Here is an 18,597-nt window from a genome sequence, read left to right on the forward strand (position 1 = left end):
TGTCCGGAATGAAGTGTATTTGTTTCTGGCATCATAAAGGAGCGGAGAAGCGATCGGTCTCCCTCATTTTACGCAAAACACGCAGGCAGTCTGCGTGTATTTTTTTTACAAAATAAAAGGGGGGCTGGACCATTTGAGAGCCCATGAATTTATTCATTTAAGTATTCATCACAGGAAAAGAACCGACAGAAGGAAAGGACGTGAAAACACATGAAAAAACTAACGAAATACCTGAAAGGATATGGACTGGTCTTTACCTTGGCCATTCTATCCATTGTGCTGGCCACAGTCATGCAGCTGGCAGTGCCGATCCTCATCAAGTACGCCATTGACTCCATTGTAGGCGATGTGCCTGCAGGGAACCTCCAGTTCCTCATGGACGCCTTTGGAAAGAGTCTCTGGGGTGTGGTATGGATCATTGTCATCATGAGTTTATTCCGGGGCATCTTTATGTTCCTCAAGGGATACCTCTCCAGCTATGCTGCTGAGAATATTGCAAAAGAAATCAGAGAAAAACTCTACCGTCAGATTCAGTACATGACCTTTGAACGTCATACCAAGAAAGAGACGGGAGATATGGTGCAAAGGTGCACCTCTGACGTGGAAATGGTACGCCGGTTCATCGGTGTCCAAGTGGTGGACCTGGGAAGAATTATCTTCATGCTGGTTTTCACTTTGGTCATCATGGGCACCATGAATGTGGAGCTGACACTCTACTCCATGATCATGATTCCAATTCTCTTTTTCTTCAGCTACATCTTCTTCACGAAGATCCAGAAGACCTTCAAAAAGTCAGATGAAGCAGAAGGAAGCCTCACCACAGTGCTCCAGGAGAATCTCTCTGGGGTGAGAGTGGTGAGAGCCTTCGGCAGAGAAGAGTTTGAGATCGAGCGTTTTGATGAAGTGAACAGGAATCATAAGACTGTCACTTATAAACTCATTGAGACATTAGCGGTGTTCTGGGCTTCCTCGGACCTTCTGACCCTCATGCAGAACGGTATTGTTCTCGTGGTGGGAGCAGGTATGGTCATCCGGGGAGAACTGACCATCGGAACCCTAACGGCCTTCATCACCTATGTGTCCATGCTTTTATGGCCAGTGAAGCAGCTGGGAAGACTTCTCAGTGAGTTTGGTAAGACCACCGTGGCCCTGGACCGTATCGAGGAGATTCTCTCTGAAGAGGTGGAAGAGGACAAGGAGTTTGAAAGAACACCGGAGATTGAAGGAAACATCTCCTTCAGCCATGTGAGTTTTGCCTATGACGCGCATCAGAAAGTCCTAAATGACATCTCCTTTGAGGTGCGAAAAGGACAGACCCTTGGCATCTTAGGATCTACAGGATCCGGAAAGTCTACCCTGGTTCATCTTCTTCAGAGGCTCTACGACTATGAGGGCAGCATCAAAGTGGACGGACATGAGCTGAAGACCATAAAGAGAGGCCACATCAGAAAGAAGATTGGACTTGTGCTTCAGGAGCCACACCTTTACGCGAAAACCGTCAAGGAAAACATTGGCATCACCAAGAGAGCCTACAAGGAAAAAGACATCTTCGATGCAGCCAAAGCTGCATCCATCCATAACAATATCCTGACCTTTAAGGACGGATATGACACCATCATCGGAGAAAAGGGAGTTTCCTTATCCGGTGGACAAAAGCAGCGCATCGCCATTGCGAGAACCATCATCGATGAAGACAAGAGAATTCTGATTTTCGATGACTCCTTGAGTGCAGTGGACACCGAAACGGATCTTCGTATCCGTCAGGCGCTGAAGGAACGAAGCAAAGACATCACAACGCTCATCATCAGCCACAGAATACAGACCCTGGCGGAAGCCGACCAGATCATCGTTCTCGATGAAGGCCGAGTGGTCCAGAAGGGCACCCATGAATCCCTCATCCGTGAGGAAGGACTCTACAAGAGAATTTGGGATCTGCAGCAGATGGCGATCTAAGAGCGTCATAAAAGGGGTGAACATAATTAATGGAAGAACAAAAAGAAATGAAACTGAAAGTGGATAAGACCGTCTGGAAAGAGATGTTCCGGTATCTCTCCATCTTCAAGAAAGACTTCCTCATACTCTGCGGCTTTATGGTAGGGCTTGCGGGCATGGACATCGTCTTTCCGCTTTTAACAAGATATGCCATCGACAATTTCGTGGCCAATGGAGACTATAACGGTCTCACCTTGGTGGGTGTCCTTTATGGAATACTTGCTCTTGGTCTCGGTCTCATCGTCTTTCTCTTCATCCGCCACGCGGGGAAGATTGAGATGGGCATTGTCTACAAACTGAGAAAGGATGCTTTTGAAAAGCTTCAGAGACTCTCTTTCAGCTACTATGACAAAAATGCTGTGGGCTGGATGATCGCAAGAACCACCTCCGATGCCACAAAAATTTCAGAAACTGTGGCCTGGGGTGTGGTGGACCTGGTGTGGGGCGCCACCATGATGCTTGGGGTGTCAGTGGTGATGCTTATCATCAACTGGAAGCTTGCCCTGGTGACCCTTATTACGGTACCAGTACTTGCGGTGGTCAGTGTCTTCTTTGAAAAAAAGATGCTGGTTTCCTACAGAAATGTAAGAAAGATCAACTCCAAGATCACGGGCCTCTTCAATGATGGCATTGTGGGTGCAAAAACCACAAAGACCCTGGTCCGTGAGGAACTTAATATTGAAGAGTTTCAGGATGTGACGAAGGATATGAAAAAGACGTCCATCCGGGCAGCCACGCTTTCGGCGGGATATCTGCCCATGACGCTTTTCATCTCTGCAGTAGGTACGGTGCTGACCCTTCTTCTTGGAAGCAATTTCCTCATGGATGGGGCACTGACTTACGGTACTTTGGTTCTCTTTATCACCTATGCCCGTCAGTTCTTTGATCCGATTCTTGAAATTGCAAGAATCTATACGGAAATGATCGGTGCCCAGGCTGCCGCAGAACGTGTCATGGGTCTTCTCCATGAAAAAGAGGAGATCGTGGACACAGAAGTGGAAGAAAAAGAGGACTATGGCAAGATCCATGGAGATGTGACTTTTGAGAATGTGAGCTTCTTCTATAAGGAAGGGGAGTACATTTTAAAGAACTTCAATCTTCAGGTGAAAGCCGGGGAGACCATCGCTCTTGTAGGAGAAACGGGATCCGGAAAAAGCACCATTGTGAACCTGGCTTGCCGGTTCTATGAGCCTTCCGAAGGGAAGATCCTCATAGACGGGGAAGACTATAAAAAAAGACCTCAGAGCTGGCTTCATCAGAACATCGGGTATGTGCTTCAGGCACCGCACCTGTTCAGTGGAACCATCAAAGAGAACATCCGGTATGGTAAGCTTGCTGCCACGGATGAGGACATCATCGAAGCCGCGAAGGTGGTTCATGCCCATGACTTCATCATGAAGCTGGAGAAGGGGTATGACACAGAAGTAGGCGAAGGCGGAGGCATGCTCTCCACAGGAGAAAAGCAGCTGATCTCTTTTGCCAGAGCCATCATCGGAAAGCCAAGACTCTTCTTCCTGGATGAGGCCACCTCCTCCATTGATACAGAGTCTGAGGCGAAGATCCAGAAAGCCATTGAAGAAGTGCTGGAGAACAGAACCAGCTTCATCGTGGCCCACAGACTGTCCACCATCAAAAATGCGGACAGAATCCTGGTCATTGACCAGGGAGAGATCCTTGAGGAAGGAAACCATGAGGAACTTCTCAAAAAGAGAGGACACTACTATGAGCTTTACACCAATCAGTTTGTGGAAGAAGCAGGTAGAGAAGTCTTAAAAGGGAAAGTTGTCTAAAAGAATCATTTGAACCCAGAATCAGCAGTTCATGGCAGTAGAAGTTCAGGCATAAGACCCGAAATCTAGAGAAGAAGCGAAGCGTTTTCGATTCTTTTGGTCAAATTAAATAGAAGGAAGGATGGAGCCTCATGAACTTCATCAGGCCTTTCAGTTTATATATAAAAAGCAGTACCCCAAATTTTTTGCGAAGAGCAGAAGGTTTGGGGTACAATGATTTTAATCAGTCTCAAGGGGGAATGAAGAATGAAAGTGACAGTGCTTCTGGAAAATGATCTGGAGAGAGAAGACCTCATGAATGCCCATGGCATTTCTTTTTACATAGAAACGGAGGAGAAGAAGATTCTCTTTGACTTTGGACCAGATGATTCTTTTCGAAAAAACAGTGAGAAACTGGGGATAGATCTTAAAGAAGTGGATCTGGCCGTGCTTTCCCACGGGCATAAGGATCATGGGGGCGGACTTTCTGAGTTTCTACATTATAATAAGAAAGCAAAGGTCTATATACAGGAAGAGGCTTTTCTTCCCCATTACTCCAAGCGGGAAAACGGGGAGATGAATCCCCTGGGGCTGGAGGAGCATCTCATAAGACACCCTCAAGTGGTTCTTTTACAAGGAGACCATGTGATTTCTGAGAAGCTTCAGCTTCTATCGGTGGTAGATAGAAAAGATATGCTCCCGCCAGGAAATGAGACCCTCTATATGGAAAAGGCAGGAAAGATTCTTCCGGATGATTTTCATCATGAACAGCATCTGGTGGTGAAAGAAGGGGAGAAGACCATTCTTTTTTCCGGCTGCGGTCATCAGGGAATCCTTAATATTCTCAGGACGTCAGAAGAGAAAATGCACTGCAACATAGATGCAGTCTTTGGGGGTTTCCATATCAAAAAGCCCTCCAAAGTGCATCCGGACCCATTCTATGTGGAGCATCTGGCCAGGAAGCTTTCTGAAAAAGAAGCTAAATATTATACCTGTCACTGCACTGGAAGAAAAATGTATGGAAAGCTTCAGGAGACGTTAAAAACAGACATCGACTATGTGAGAACTGGACGGGTGGTAGAGCTATAGAGGGCTTGGAAAGTTTAAAATCAGCTTGCGAATCGGAGGGGCTTTACTGAGATGGCAAAAAAACGGGAGAGAAGCCTTTGCTTTTCTCCCGTTTGGTCGTAGTTCTTATTCTGGCAGTGTATAGTTTCCCGAAGAGATTTCCCAAAGGTACAGTGAAGCCAAGGTGCCATAGGGGGAGAATCTCTGCCGGTAGGTTTCAAAGATCTCTTTGGTGATGGTTTCATGGCCATAGAGCATCATCAGTCCTTTTCTGATGGCAAGATCTCCATAGCTTAAGACATCTTTTCTCCCCATGGTGAAGATGAGCAGCATTTCCGCGGTCCAGGGACCGATGCCTGGAAGCTTCACAAGCTCCTTAATGACCTCCTCATCTGAGAGGCTGTAAAGGTCCTTTAGAGAAATCTCCTTTTTTAGAACCATTTCCGCGGTGCCTTTCAGGTAGCCCGCTTTCCGGAAACTGATGCCAAGACCTTGGATCTCTTCCAAAGTGGCCGCTGCGATGTGTTCCGGCGTGATGGCCGGGAAGTAGTCAAGAAACCTTTTCCAGACGGTTTCCTGAGCTTTCATGGATATCTGCTGGCCCACAATGTTATTGATGAGGCTCCGGAAAAGATCCTCATCGGTTTCTCTGGTGTAGAAGGGGAGAATCTCCATGGCTTTTGCCAGTTTCTCATCTTTCTTTTTTAAGTTCTCAAAGTCATCTTTGCTGAAGGTTAGCTTTCCCAAAACTGTTGTCTCCTTTTTTCAGTGGTTCCATGGTGGCAGTATGGCAGAAAGATCTTTTGATCAATTTATTTTTCTGGAGCAGAGAAGGTGCTTCAGACACACTTCCCTTTGATCTCATTATATAGGTGCAGAGTCTTCAATAAAAGAGAAAGCAGTGGAAACTCCATAGAAAATCATGGGTTTCCACTTCCCAACCTGAATTTTGGAGAAAAAGAAGCGATTTCTATGAAATATAGCACTTCGGATGAAGAAGATAGCAAGAAAATAGAAATATATAGTGAAAAATAAAGGGTTTTTCTGTTTTGCAGGGAATAAAGAATAAAGAGAAGTCTGATTATTTTTGTGTGTGGAGGCGTCATGGGAGAAATATTTGGTAGAGAACGGAGACTGACAGAGGGAAGATGGATTATCGCAATTCTTCTTCTAGGCAGTCTTCTGACATTTTTTGTGGATGCGATGTTTGATGTGGGGTATTGGGGGAGATCTATTTTTAAGGTGATTCTGTTTTTAGGTATGCCCCTTATGCTGCACCTTTCCTTTCATGAGGTGAATGTGTTCACGGTGCTGGATACCCGGCGGGAAAAGGGAAGTTTCAGAAAGTCTGTGCTCCTGGGGGTTCTTGTGTATGTGCTGCTTCTGGGACTGTATCTTGTGGTTCAGCAGTTCATTTCCTTAGAAACCATTGAAGGCGCCATTTCGGAGAATTTCATGGTGGACCGGAATAATTTTGTACTGGTGGCCCTTTATATCTCCTTTGTGAACTCCTTTCTGGAAGAGTTTTTCTTCCGGGGCTTTGGGTATCTCAAGCTGAGAAGATCCTTTGGAAGAGGTAGTGCCTATGTGTTTTCCAGCCTTCTTTTTGCACTGTATCACATCGGTATGGTGGACGGCTGGGCGAATCCCCTCATCACAGGTCTGGCGATTCTTGGCCTGTTCTTATCTGGCATCTTCTTCAATCTTCTGAATGACAAAAATGGCAACATCTATAACAGCTATATGGTGCACATGTTCGCAAACTTTGCCATCAACACCATTGGCCTTCATATGTTCGGTATCATTCATCTACCCTTTCTAGGGTAAAGGAGAGATCTTATGGATGTGAAAAAACTGGAACGAATGCTGAGAGAAAAGAGAAATCCTCAGAATCAGCTGCCCATGGAAAAGTATATGAGAAACCAGTTTCCGTTTCTGGGCATCAAGACACCGGAAAGAAGAGCAATTCTGAAAGAGTTCCTGAAAGAGGAACGGGAGGCTTTTTTCCTGGAGGATGCAGAGTATCTTTACAGTCTTCCGGAGCGGGAATTTAAGTATGCGGCCATCCATCTATTGGAGAAGTTTCAGAAAGAGTGGACCGGTAAGGATCTTTCAAGGCTTCTTGCCATGGCGCTGACGGAGCCCTGGTGGGACACCATTGACAGTTTTGCGCCCAATATCTTCGGGCCCATGGCTCTTCGGGAAGAAGCCGTGAAAGAAACCATGAGAGTGCTCATCTATGAAGAGAATATCTGGATGAAGAGAATTTCCATTCTCTTTCAGCTGAAGTACAAGGGCAAAATGGACGAAGACCTTCTCAAGGAAGCCATTTTGAAGAATCTTGACACGAAAGAGTTCTTTGTGGACAAAGCCATTGGATGGGTGCTTCGGGAGTATGCCAAGACCAAAGAGGAGTTTGTCCTAGAGTTTCTGAAAACAGAAGGGCTGTCTTCTCTTTCCAGAAGAGAAGGGGGAAAGCATCTTTCGGATAAAATACTGTGGTAAAATGGAAGTAAATAAAGAGACGTGTTGTCAGTTGGCGTTTAGGAGGGGTTTTTGTGGCAGTGAGAAAAGAAAAAGAGCTTGAGGTGAATGTGCCTTTAAACAAAGCTTTTCAGATGATTGAGTCGGAGTTTCGCAAAATGACGGAGACAGTGATGGAAGAGAGAGAACTGACGGAGACGGCAGGGTTCTTCAAGATTTTCTTCAAAAAGTCCATGGTATCCAATGGAGAGTACTTGACCGTGAATATGGAAAAACTGGACGAGGAGAAGCTGAAGCTTTCCATGGTATCCGAGTCCAAGGTGGAAAAGACCGTTCATGACTGGGGCAAGAATGAAAAAAACATGAAGCTGATTCTAGAAATTTTAGGAGTGGTGAAAAAAGATGAAAAGAAGGGAGTATATTACCCGGGACGAAGATGAAGTAAGGAAGGAGCTCACGGAGCTTCAGATCCATGTGACACGAGAAAACGGCACAGAGATGCCTCACAGGAATGAATATGACCAGAACTTTAAAGACGGCATCTATGTGGACCTTTATACAGGGGAGCCTCTGTTCTCAAGCCTTGACAAGTATGATGCGGGCTGCGGATGGCCGAGCTTCACAAAACCCATTGAAAAGCGGGTGGTGAAGGAGAAGGCCGATTTCACCTATGGTATGCACCGCATTGAGGTGAGATCCAAAGGTTCCGATGCCCATCTGGGTCATGTGTTCACAGATGGACCCAAGCAGAAGGGAGGTCTCAGGTACTGTATCAATTCTGCCGCCATGCATTTCATTCCCAAAGAGAAACTGGTGGAGGAAGGCTACGAGGAGTATCTTGATCTTTTTGAGGAAGCAGAAAAATAGAAGGCACAGGTTGTGAGAAGGAATCACATAAGTACTGGAGGTGCAGGTGTGAAAAACATACTGATTGTGGAAGATGAAAGAAGACTGGCAAGATTCATGGAGCTGGAACTGACCCATGAAGGCTATAATGTGGACATTGTGGCAGATGGGCAAAGTGCGCTGATGAATCTCATGAACAAAGAATATGATGTGATGCTTCTGGATCTCATGATTCCCATTGTGGATGGCATTGAGGTGACCAAACGGGCCAGGACCTTTACCGATATTCCCATCATCATGATTACAGCTAGGGATGGACTGGAAGACAAGGTCAAGGGATTTGACATCGGAGCGGATGAATATATGACAAAGCCCTTTGAGATGGAAGAGCTTCTTGCAAGGCTCCGGGCACTGTTCCGGAAAAATGAGCCCAAGGAGAAGGAGAGCAAGGTCTTAAGCTTCAGAGGCCTTACGGTGAACCGGGAGAACTATGAGGTGCTTCGGGATGGAGAAAGAAAAGAGCTCACAAAGAAAGAGTTTGATCTTCTGACCTATCTTCTGGAAAATCAGGGCATCGTCCTGACCCGGGAGAAGATCCTGAACAACGTCTGGGGATTTGATTTTGAGGGAGAGACCAACGTGGTGGATGTGTACATCCGTTTTCTCAGAAGCAAACTGGATGACGGCTATGAGGACAAGCTGATTCACACCGTCCGAGGTGCCGGATATATCATCCGCTAGGTGAAGTGATGAGACGATTGAAACTGTCCACTAAAATCACCTGGAACTACGCCCTGATCTTCACCAGCATTCTTCTCATCATCAATCTGGCTGTTTTTTTCAGCACTCAGCTGTATAACAGGCTCAGTGCCAACAATGAGGTGGAGCAGCTGGCGGGGGCTCTGGAAGAGAAGCTTCTTTCAGGAGAAGCGCTTACCCGGGAGATGTTCTGGGAAGAAGGGATCCTGTATCCTCTCTATGCCGAGGCGGAGTCCGGAGATACACTTATAAAGTCAGAAGAACTTCTGAACCTCACGAATCAGGACGAATGGCTTATGGAAAGAACCCTGGGGGAGGGAAAAAAGAGCTCCGATGATCTTGTCATAGAGGAACTTCGGGTGGCTGCTCCTTCAGGTATTGTCACGTTACGCGTGGTGAAGGATCTTTCGGTATATCATTTTATGAACTCTGTGACCTTGGTGACCCTCATCATCGCTTCTCTTTTGGGGATTCTGGTGAGCTATGTGGTGGGATACTTCATGTCCAGACAGAGTTTTCAGCCCATCCTTGCCATGACCAAATCCGCTGCGGCCATTGGACCGTCCAATCTTCATGACCGCATTGAGGTGCCGGAGGTGAAGGATGAGCTGAAGGAGCTATCTGAAACCTTCAATGGACTTCTGGACAGAATCGATGATGCTTATTCCAAGCAGGCCCAGTTTGTATCGGATGCTTCTCATGAGCTGAGAACGCCTCTTACGGTGATCAAGGGCTACAACGATCTTCTGAACCGGTGGGGAAAAGAAGATCCTGAAATCCTATCAGAAGCCATTGAGGCCATCCGGCTGGAAACGGACAATATGAGCATGCTGGTGGAGAATCTTCTCTTCATTGCAAAGGGAGAGAACCGGAAAATGAAACTGTCTCCTGTTACTTTTTCGGTGAAGGAGCTTCTTGCGGAAACGGCCAAGGATTTTTCACTCAGTGTGCCAGGCAGAGTGTTTCAGGTGGAGGCCGAAGAGTTTTCGGTGACCCAGGACCGCAGAATGATGAAGCAGCTTTTAAGAATTTTTTTGGAGAACAGTGTGAAATTCACGAAAGAGAGCAGCACCATCACCCTGCGCGCCAAGGATCAGGGAGACCGGTACTGTCTTCAGGTGGAGGATCAGGGAGAAGGCATCGCCAAGGAGGACCTGAAGAATGTCTTCGAGCGTTTCTATGTGGGAGAAAAGGCAAGAACCAAGGACAAGGCGGGTTCGGGCCTGGGTCTATCCATTGCAAAATGGATTGTGGATACCCACGGAGGAGAAGTACAGGCAAAGAGCACTCTTGGGGAAGGAACCACCATGGAAGCCGTGTTTCCTAAGACCATGCAGATCTAAGCAGCAAATTTTGCTGCTTTTTTTGTTTTCATTTTGAATAAAGAATTATATAATAAGTAGTACTACAATCATTTCTTCCTTCGACATAAAAATATGACATTCATACCCGGGAAGTGTGGTAATGGTGATGGAGATATGGGCAAAATAGGAGTTGGAAATGAAAAATATCAGATGGGTTTTTGTTTTTATGTCGATTCTGACCGCTGTGGGCATTGGTTTTTATTATGTTTTTATGGGGAACTCAACTTTATATGTAAAAGATGGGAGTCTGGACTTCACGAGTATAGAGTGGCCGGAAAGAAGCTACATTGAACTCAACGGAGAGTGGGAGTTCTATTATAACGAACTCATCCAGCCGGGGCATTTTGAGGGAAAGGAGAAAAGGTACATTAAAGTGCCTGGTATCTGGAGCCGGGATGTGGAAGGGGAGACTTATCCAGTTAAAGGTTTTGGGACGTACCGTCTTCTTCTGAAGAATGTGCCCAAAGAGAGCGATGTGGCGCTGAAAAAAACCAGTATCCGCAATGCCAGCAGAATTTATATCAATGGGGAACTTATGGCAGAGGATGGGGTGGTGTCCGAAACCCTCGAAGAAAGTGTTCCTGGAAATCAGCCTCAGCTGATTTTTCTGCGCTTACCAGAAGGAGAGACGGAAATTGTCCTTCATGTATCCAACCATGAGTATGTGCATGGGGGCATCGCAAGGCCATTACAGTTCGGAGATCCGGTGGCGCTCCAGAACCGTCATGACCGGAATCTTCTTTTTGAGTTTTCCATGACCACGGTGAGTGTTCTGGTGGGGCTTCTTTACCTTATTTTATATCTGTCCAGCAGCTATTACCGGAAGGAAGAACCTGCAGTGCTGTCTCTGTCTCTGAGTACCATTTTTCTGGGGCTCATGGGCACCATGTACGGGGAACGGATTTTAGGGATCCTCTTTCCTTCACTCAGTATGGATGGGATATTCCGAATCGGTCATGGACTGGCAGCCAGTGCTATGCTCTGGATGCTTTCTCTGTTTCACAAGCTGTATGAGGATTTTCTCCCAAGGCTTCATAAGAATGTGCTTAGTGTGATTTTTGGAATGATGTTTGTTTTTATTCTGTTTTTCCCCTTACATATCTATATGTATGCCTTGCAGTTTTATTTTTATTTTTCCACCATGGTGTTTTTCGTGCTCTGGGTCCGTGTGCTGAGCTGGATTTTTCGAAGGCGAAGCGACCTGGAAAAGAACATCACCGAGCATCTTCTCTATGCCGCTGCGATTTTTTCCGCATTCTTGTTCTATTTTGATGAAATGCTCTACAGCATTGGCAATACAGACACCATGCATCTTTCGTTTCTTGCCATTGGGATGTACAGTGTGGCCATGGCGTCTCTTCTCTTGTACCGGTATACCCTTCACTACAGAAGAAGTAGGGAGCTGTCCATGGAGCTTATGCAGACCCTGGATGAACTTGCAAAGCAGCACAATATGGTGGAGGAGAAGGAGATGTCCTTCCTTCAGGCCCAGATCAAACCCCATTTTCTATTTAACACGCTCAATGTCATTTCCTCGCAGATTCTGGTGGATCCTGAAAAAGCCCATGGCCTGGTGTCTTCCTTGGGAGAGTATCTCCATGCGAAGTTTGACTTTGAAAACACCCACAAGTGGATTCATCTGGAGGAGGAACTTTCCATGGTGGGGTCTTATCTGGAGCTGGAACAGTCCAGGTTTGAGGAGCGGCTGAGGGTCATTTGGGACGTGGAGGATAACCTTCATTTTCTCCTTCCTCCTTTTACGCTTCAACCTCTGGTGGAGAATGCCATCCGTCATGGGCTCATGGAAACTATGGAAGGCGGCACGGTGAAGATTTCTGTGTATCAGAAAGAGAAGAATTATATCATTTCCGTTTCAGATGATGGCGTGGGGATTCCAGAAGAGATCGTCCGGTCGGTCCTGGAAAAAGAGGAACTGAACCGTGGCGTTGGTCTTATCAATGTGCACAGAAGACTGAAACATCTTTATGAGGAAGGACTTCATATAGAAAGCGGTTTGGATGAAGGCACTCTGGTTTATTTTTTAATACCTGTAGAGGATGTGAATACAAATGAAATATGTGCTGATTGATGATGAAAGAATGGCAGTGGAGCATCTGAAGGTGCTGCTTCTGAAAACAGGAAGGATCAAAGAGCAGGACCTGGTGAGCTTCACCAACCCCATGGATGCCATCCACTTTATAGAGAAAGAAAAGCCCCAGGTGGTTTTTGCAGACATCGAAATGCCCATGGTATCCGGCATTACACTGGCTTCCAGAGTGAGAAGCTCCTGTCCGGGGATTGAGGTGGTTTTTGTCACTGCCCATAAGCAGTACGCCGTGGAAGCCTTCGAGCAGTATGCGCTGGACTACCTCTTAAAACCCCTCATGCTGGAGCGGGTGAAAAAGACCGTGGAACGAATTGAAGAGCGTCTGAAGGAGAAGTCGGTGTTTTCTCCCATGGATTCTCCGAAGATCCTCATAAAGCTCATGGGAGATGCCGGTACGTTCAAAGATGGGATGATGCTGGATTATAAATGGCGTTCGGGTAAGATTCGGGAGCTCTTTGTGTTTCTTCTTCATAACCGGCATAGGTTTGTATCCAAGTATGATATCTTTGATGCGCTGATTCCGGAAGAGGATCCAGAGAAAAGTTCAGCCACGCTCAATATGATTCTTTATCGGCTGCGGAATAAATTGCAGCAGCATGATCTCCCCATCGTCATCAAGTTTCAGGATGATGCCTATAAACTGGTCTATCCAGATGAAGTGCAGGTGGATGTGGATCTTTGGGAGCAGCATCTCAAAACGACGCCCATCATCACTGAGAACAATCTCAGCACATGCCTGAACTATATTGCGCTGGCAGAAGGTCCCTATCTGAAAAATCTCGATTATCCATGGCTTGTGGACCAGCATGAGATCTATCAGGAGAAATACCTGGAAAGACTGAGAAAAATCGGAGATTTTTATTTTACTCACCGGTACTATGAGGAAGCGCTGGAAATTTACCGAAAAGTATACAAGGAAGAACCTCTCAATGAGCGGCTGAATATAAGGCTTCTGGAAATCATGGGGCTGCTCCGGAATGAACGGGGGAGAATGCATCTGTTTGAAGAAATGAAGGAAACCTATGAGGCGTTAGGTGTCCCACTTCCCTCGGCGGTGCTGGACTTCTACAATAAACAGTCCTAGAATGGAAAAGGACCAGGCGCTCGTGAAAAGCAACTGGTCCTTTTTTTGATTCTTACTTAGAATTCTTTTTTTCTGGGAGTTTTTTTACTGGAATTTTCTTGAAGCTTGCTTTTTTGTCTTTTCCAAAGCTCTTCAGCATAAACCAGTAGTAGGCCTGAGTGATGCCGTTTCGAATCATTCTCCAGGTTACCTGCAGGACAAATCCGGCGATGATGGACATCAGGATGCCCATATAGAAATTGTAGTAAGGATCCACGTCCTTAAGATCATAAATATAGATTTCCCAACGTTTCAGGAAGAATACCACCTGCGAGGCCAGGATCCCCACGGTCATGACTCTGGCAATAATGGGCAGCTTCATGAAAAAGAGAATCAGAATAATGAGTCCCAAGGCTCCATAGAGGAACAGATAGGAATCAAAAAGCTCGGGAAGTGGTTTGATTTCAAGAACAGTCAGCGGATCCCAGTTGTAGATGTACACTTCACCGATGGTGTGTGCCACAAAGAATAAAAGCATGGGGATCAGCCGTACTATGAACGCCTGGATGAACCAGATTGTTTTCCAAAGGTATTTCATAAACTAGCCTCCAAAATAATAGCACTACATATCATTATATCATGAATAGAAGGCTTCAGCTGGTTTTTCTGTAAGAAGCCTTTCTCGTTTCATTCTTTTCAAGTATACCTCAGGCATTTAAGTTTTTCCAAGAGAAATCCTGAAAATCTTCTTAAAGATGGAGCTCAGGGACGCTTTTTTTGTGAATGATTGAAGACACAGCCAGAAAAGGCAGCTCTTTTCTGGCTGTGTTTTTTGCCCGTATTCTATGGGGTTCTGCTTTTCACATAGCGGAACAGAAGAAGAAGACCCGTAAGGATCAGCAGTACAAGGAGCAGAGTGAAAAGTCTTTCCTGCATGGAACTGTCAGCCAGAAGCACCGGACCGATACCGAAGAAGGTCACCAAAAGAAATGCTGTGAGAAAAAGAAGATTCACCAGAAAATGAAGTGGTTTTCTCGTCACAAGGATGCACCTCCCGTCTGTCTTTTCTTCTATTGTACTGAAATTGGAAGAGAAAATAAAGTCAGGACTGATATCACCCAGAGAAATGTATGATAAAATAAAAAGTGGGCATTAAGACGATTTTAAAGTGCAGAAGGTATACTGTGTAAAACAGTATGGAATTTTTAGAAAGTTGGGTGTTAAGAGCAATGAAATTAATTGATAAGCTGGACCGGCTGGTTTCAAAATTCGCCGTCCGGGATTTAATGAAATATGTGATGCTGGGATCTTTCCTGGTGTTCCTGGTGGATATGACCTCCAATGGTCTTCTCAGTGCGTTTCTTTATTTCAACAGAAACCTCATTTTAGAAGGACAGGTTTGGAGAGTGCTGACCTTCATTTTTGTGCCAGGATCCTCCAGTTTTTTTGTCATCATCAGTTTCCTGTTCTATTTCTATATTGGCAGGGTGCTGGAGATGGCCTGGGGAACTACGCGGTTTAATACCTACTACTTCCTTGGGGTTCTCATGTCCGTCATCGCAGGGTTCTTTATTGGCATCACCACCACCTATTATCTCAATATGACTCTGTTTTTGGCCTACGCAGCCACTTTCCCGGACAGTCAGGTAAATCTTTACTTTGTGCTGCCCATCAAAGTGAAGTTCCTTGGACTTCTCTATGGAGCCTTCATCGTGGTGGAATTCATCAGCGCTACCATGGCAGGCAGAATCGCCATCGGCGTGTCTTTATTGAACTTCCTTCTTTTCTTCGGGCCTGGGTTCATGAAGGTGCAAAACAGAAGAAGCAAGACCCAGAAGATCCGGCGGAACATCGAAGTGGCAAAATATACCACAAGAGTCCAGTCCATTCATAAATGCACCACCTGCGGCATTACAGAAAAGGATGATCCCAATATGGAGTTCAGATACTGCAGCAAGTGTGAAGGCAACTATGAATACTGTGAGAAGCATATCAGAAATCACGAGCATAAATCCAAGATCATCCAGATGGAAGACCGAAGAAGAGAGTCCTAATACTCCTCTAAAACCTTTCTAGCAGAGTGATTTCACTTTAAGCTGAATTTTTTGAATTTGAGTTAAATTCACGTTCTTTTTCCGTAAAAGTCATTGATTTTGGAAAAAGAACTGATTATACTAAATTCGTGGTGCATGGATTGCACTGTGGAGATGAAGCGGGGCATCCGGATCTTTCAGAAGACTGGTGCTGCCAAAGTAGTCTCAACATTCTATGTGCCTAGCGAAAAGGAATCCCTTCAGCTAGGCTCATAACATCCATTGACATAGATTCACGTATAATGGGACCTTTCGGAGAAAAAACCGGAGGGTTTCTTTTTTTGGGAAGAATCTAAAAGAAACTCAACATTTTGCTTTAAAGGTTGGGCCCACTTCGCGTATAATAGTACTAACAGATTGCCTTGTTAAGGAGGTTCTACAGATGATGAAAAAATATGGTCTTTCCACAAAAGACAACAGGAAGGTAAAACTCAACCGCCTGGAGGTCACGGGAAATATTTGTGGAGAGTACATTGAATACACCATTTCCCAGGATTATAAAAACATCTCCGGAGAGAATATGGAGGGAGTCTATAGTTTCCCTGTGCCATCCACATCCCTCATCACAGGTATCGAAGTGAATCTGGGTGGCCGGAATCTGAAGGCCATGGTGGAGGAACGGGACTCTGTGATCAAGACGTTGAAAGAGAGTCAGGAGCAGGGCATCAATACGTTGGCTCTGGAGCAGAAGGACGATGAGTATTTCACCATCACCATCGGAAACATTCTGCCCAATGAGAAGGTCAATGTGAGAATCAGCTACATGGATCAGCTGACCTATGAGGACGATACTCTTTCTCTGTATATTCCATCGGTGATGGATCCTGTATATTACAGGGAAGAAGATGAGGAAGAAGAGGAGTTCGAGGAGGAGCTTGATTTTTATCTGTCTCTTCTGGTGGAGTCCTATTCCAAGATGGCCTTCAAGTCCCCAAGCCATAAGATCAAAGTGGAACGAGAAGATGATACCTTATCCAAGGTCACTGTGACCAAGGGGCAGACTCTGGATCATGACTTTATTCTGACCCTTCGGGAAGAGCATCCTCAGACCGCTGCAGGTATGGGATACAGCTATTATGAGGACGAGACGGAAAAGTCCATCCTCATGCTGAAACTGGTGCCCACTCTGCCAGATATCCCGGTGGAATACACCACAAACTACTCTTTCATTCTGGATACATCCGTATCCATGGAAGGCTTTAAGCTGGAGGAAGCGAAAAACGCCATGCTCATCGCCCTTCGAAGTCTGGAAGAGGGAGATAAATTCAATCTCATCGCCTACAATGAAGAAATCTATAAGTTCTCGCCTTCCGGAAAAGTGAAGTTCACCAAGGACAATCTGGAAGCGGCCACGGAGTGGATCGAATCCCTCACCACAAGAGAAGGGGAATGCACCTTCGAAGCCCTGAAGGATGCCATCCGGGAAGGAGAGCTGGAAGAAGAGGAAAGCACCATCTTCCTGTTCACGGATGATTCTGTGGCAGAGGAAGATGAGATTCTGGAGTATGTGCGCACCAACATCGGGCAGCACAGAATCTTCCCCATCGGCATGGACACAGAAGTGAACAGCTACTTCATCAACCGTTTGGCAGAGGTTGGCAACGGACGTCCTGAGTTCATCGAAGAGGGAGAAAGAATCGATGATATCATCCTCCGTCAGTTCAACAGAATCCATAATCCACAGCTGGATGTGACTGAAATTGACTTTGGGGATATGGTGGTGGAAAAAACCTATCCGGGTACCATTACCTATCTTTATGACCGAGAACCGTTCACCATCTTTGCCCTGGTGGATGGGGTCATCAGCGGCAGCATCGACATCCGTGGTGTGGTGGATGAAACAGACTACACCATGCACATCGACCTGGACAAACTGGAGATTGAGGAAAATTCTCAGCTCATCCGCAAAGTATGGGCCAGAAAGAGAATTGAGTCTCTGGTGGAAAAGGAGCGCTTTGTGAGAGGTGTGGAGGAAGAACAGATTAAAGAAGAGATTCTGGCTCTTTCCAAAGAATATTCCATCTTATCCAAGGAAACCAGCTTCATTATGATGGAGACCATAGAAGATCCAGTCATGGGTATGGGCCTCAACAAGATTGTCCCCATGGAAATGACAGAGTCCACCATGAAGAATCTGGCCAGAGGATACTTCCTGGATGAGGCAGCCTACAGCTTTGATGTGAACATTAGAGAGAAGATGGCGGTGACAGGACTTACCCATAAGGAAGCGAAGATGGCCATCAAGTATGACCGGGATAATCTCTTAAGAATTCTTGCGAAGAATCAGCAGGCAGACGGTTCCTTCCTGGAAATCGGCGAAGAGACTGAAGGGGACATTCTGGAAACTACCTTAAGAAGTCTTCTGGCGTTCCTGGTGGGCACAGAGACCACCACCTTTTATCTGAACAATGTGTCCAAGGCGCTGAGGTATGTCATCAATACCATGAAGAAGGATGAAAGCCTCATCACGGAAAGAAACTATATGCTTCTTCGTATCGCCTACGACCTGGCAGAAAAGAAGAACCTTCTGAAGGGCAAGGTCCGGGATGTGAACAAAGAGCTGGTGGACTATATTTCTGACATGAAGTACAGAGAGTCTCTGGAGGAAGTGTCGGATCTTGTGTATAGAGCATCCCCCACCCAAAAGAAATTCATCATGGCAGGCACTCTGAACATCACAAAATCCTATGTGGAGAATGCCCATGAGATTTTTGAGCTGGACATCAGAAAGAACATCAAAAACATCGCGAACCTGGCCATGGCCAAAGCCCTGTAAAACATAGAACGTCTGGAGCCTTAGAGGGGAGAGGAGAATGCCTTTCCTACTCCAAGGCTCTTTTTCATGGAAAAAACGTATTGGGAAAATTCATAGAGAATTTACCTCTTGAACTGTGAACATAGAATGGTCCAAATTTATCTGTTATAGGGGCAAGTAAAGCGGATAGTCATCACGAGTGTATAAATACAGATGAAAAAATGAACATGACGAGTTAAATTTTTATCATGGATTTCTAAATTTGTACATAAATTTTTCATATGATGCAGATCAAAC

16 protein-coding genes are annotated in these 18,597 nt (G+C 45.7%); 13 read left to right on the top strand and 3 right to left on the bottom strand.

The features are described 5' to 3' along the window. Positions 1-210 precede the first annotated feature (210 nt). The 3 genes from BM243_RS05655 (at position 211) to BM243_RS05665 (ending at position 4,850) form a co-directional block, all read left to right on the top strand. Entirely contained in the window at positions 211-1,953 is a 1,743-nt protein-coding gene (locus BM243_RS05655) for an ABC transporter ATP-binding protein (RefSeq protein WP_074911242.1), read from the top strand. Positions 1,954-1,982: 29 nt separating this feature from the next. Next, positions 1,983-3,782, top strand: a complete 1,800-nt coding sequence (locus tag BM243_RS05660) for an ABC transporter ATP-binding protein (RefSeq protein WP_074911244.1) — start codon at positions 1,983-1,985, stop codon at positions 3,780-3,782. A gap of 246 nt (positions 3,783-4,028) precedes the next feature. Further along, complete coding sequence (locus BM243_RS05665; protein WP_074911246.1) at positions 4,029-4,850, top strand: MBL fold metallo-hydrolase; 822 nt, start codon at positions 4,029-4,031, stop codon at positions 4,848-4,850. 105 nt (positions 4,851-4,955) lie between these two features. On the opposite strand, the gene BM243_RS05670 is transcribed toward BM243_RS05665, so the two are convergent. Further along, positions 4,956-5,576, bottom strand: a complete 621-nt coding sequence (locus tag BM243_RS05670) for a DNA-3-methyladenine glycosylase family protein (RefSeq protein WP_074911248.1) — start codon at positions 5,574-5,576, stop codon at positions 4,956-4,958. 357 nt (positions 5,577-5,933) lie between these two features. Here BM243_RS05670 and BM243_RS05680 point away from each other — a divergent pair, with 357 nt between their 5' ends. The 8 genes from BM243_RS05680 (at position 5,934) to BM243_RS05715 (ending at position 13,473) form a co-directional block, all read left to right on the top strand. Beyond that, the gene (locus tag BM243_RS05680; protein ID WP_074911253.1) at positions 5,934-6,656 is read left to right on the top strand and encodes a CPBP family intramembrane glutamic endopeptidase; all 723 of its coding nucleotides are present in this window, start codon (positions 5,934-5,936) and stop codon (positions 6,654-6,656) included. Between the two features lie 12 nt (positions 6,657-6,668). Next, positions 6,669-7,334 carry a DNA alkylation repair protein gene (locus BM243_RS05685; RefSeq protein WP_074911255.1) on the top strand — a complete coding sequence of 222 codons (666 nt, stop codon included), beginning with the start codon at positions 6,669-6,671 and terminating at the stop codon, positions 7,332-7,334. Positions 7,335-7,387: 53 nt separating this feature from the next. Beyond that, complete coding sequence (locus BM243_RS05690) at positions 7,388-7,753, top strand: hypothetical protein (protein ID WP_074911257.1); 366 nt, start codon at positions 7,388-7,390, stop codon at positions 7,751-7,753. Continuing rightward, positions 7,716-8,180, top strand: a complete 465-nt coding sequence (msrB, locus tag BM243_RS05695) for a peptide-methionine (R)-S-oxide reductase MsrB (RefSeq protein ID WP_074911259.1) — start codon at positions 7,716-7,718, stop codon at positions 8,178-8,180. Before BM243_RS05690 ends, msrB begins: the two co-directional genes overlap by 38 nt. A gap of 48 nt (positions 8,181-8,228) precedes the next feature. After that, positions 8,229-8,900 carry a response regulator transcription factor gene (locus tag BM243_RS05700; protein ID WP_074911261.1) on the top strand — a complete coding sequence of 224 codons (672 nt, stop codon included), beginning with the start codon at positions 8,229-8,231 and terminating at the stop codon, positions 8,898-8,900. An 8-nt stretch (positions 8,901-8,908) separates the two neighbouring features. Further along, the gene (locus BM243_RS05705; protein ID WP_074911262.1) at positions 8,909-10,261 is read left to right on the top strand and encodes an ATP-binding protein; all 1,353 of its coding nucleotides are present in this window, start codon (positions 8,909-8,911) and stop codon (positions 10,259-10,261) included. A 157-nt stretch (positions 10,262-10,418) separates the two neighbouring features. Beyond that, on the top strand, positions 10,419-12,371 hold the full coding sequence (locus tag BM243_RS05710) for a sensor histidine kinase (protein WP_074911264.1): 1,953 nt from the start codon (positions 10,419-10,421) through the stop codon (positions 12,369-12,371). After that, positions 12,352-13,473, top strand: a complete 1,122-nt coding sequence (locus BM243_RS05715; protein WP_074911265.1) for a response regulator — start codon at positions 12,352-12,354, stop codon at positions 13,471-13,473. The genes BM243_RS05710 and BM243_RS05715 overlap by 20 nt, the downstream gene beginning before the upstream one ends. Before the next feature lie 52 nt (positions 13,474-13,525). On the opposite strand, the gene BM243_RS05720 is transcribed toward BM243_RS05715, so the two are convergent. After that, on the bottom strand, positions 13,526-14,050 hold the full coding sequence (locus BM243_RS05720) for a hypothetical protein (RefSeq protein WP_074911267.1): 525 nt from the start codon (positions 14,048-14,050) through the stop codon (positions 13,526-13,528). Positions 14,051-14,295: 245 nt separating this feature from the next. Then, positions 14,296-14,493, bottom strand: a complete 198-nt coding sequence (locus tag BM243_RS05725) for a DUF6954 family protein (protein ID WP_074911268.1) — start codon at positions 14,491-14,493, stop codon at positions 14,296-14,298. A 188-nt stretch (positions 14,494-14,681) separates the two neighbouring features. Here BM243_RS05725 and BM243_RS05730 point away from each other — a divergent pair, with 188 nt between their 5' ends. Together BM243_RS05730 and BM243_RS05735 are read left to right on the top strand one after the other, a co-directional pair. Next, a complete protein-coding gene (locus BM243_RS05730) occupies positions 14,682-15,506 on the top strand; it encodes a rhomboid family intramembrane serine protease (RefSeq protein ID WP_074911270.1) in 825 nt (274 codons plus the stop codon). A 421-nt stretch (positions 15,507-15,927) separates the two neighbouring features. Further along, a complete protein-coding gene (locus tag BM243_RS05735; RefSeq protein WP_074911273.1) occupies positions 15,928-18,321 on the top strand; it encodes a VIT and vWA domain-containing protein in 2,394 nt (797 codons plus the stop codon). Positions 18,322-18,597 lie beyond the last annotated feature (276 nt).

It is taken from the genome of Proteiniclasticum ruminis (assembly GCF_900115135.1).
In the GTDB taxonomy this organism is placed as follows: domain Bacteria; phylum Bacillota; class Clostridia; order Clostridiales; family Clostridiaceae; genus Proteiniclasticum; species Proteiniclasticum ruminis_A.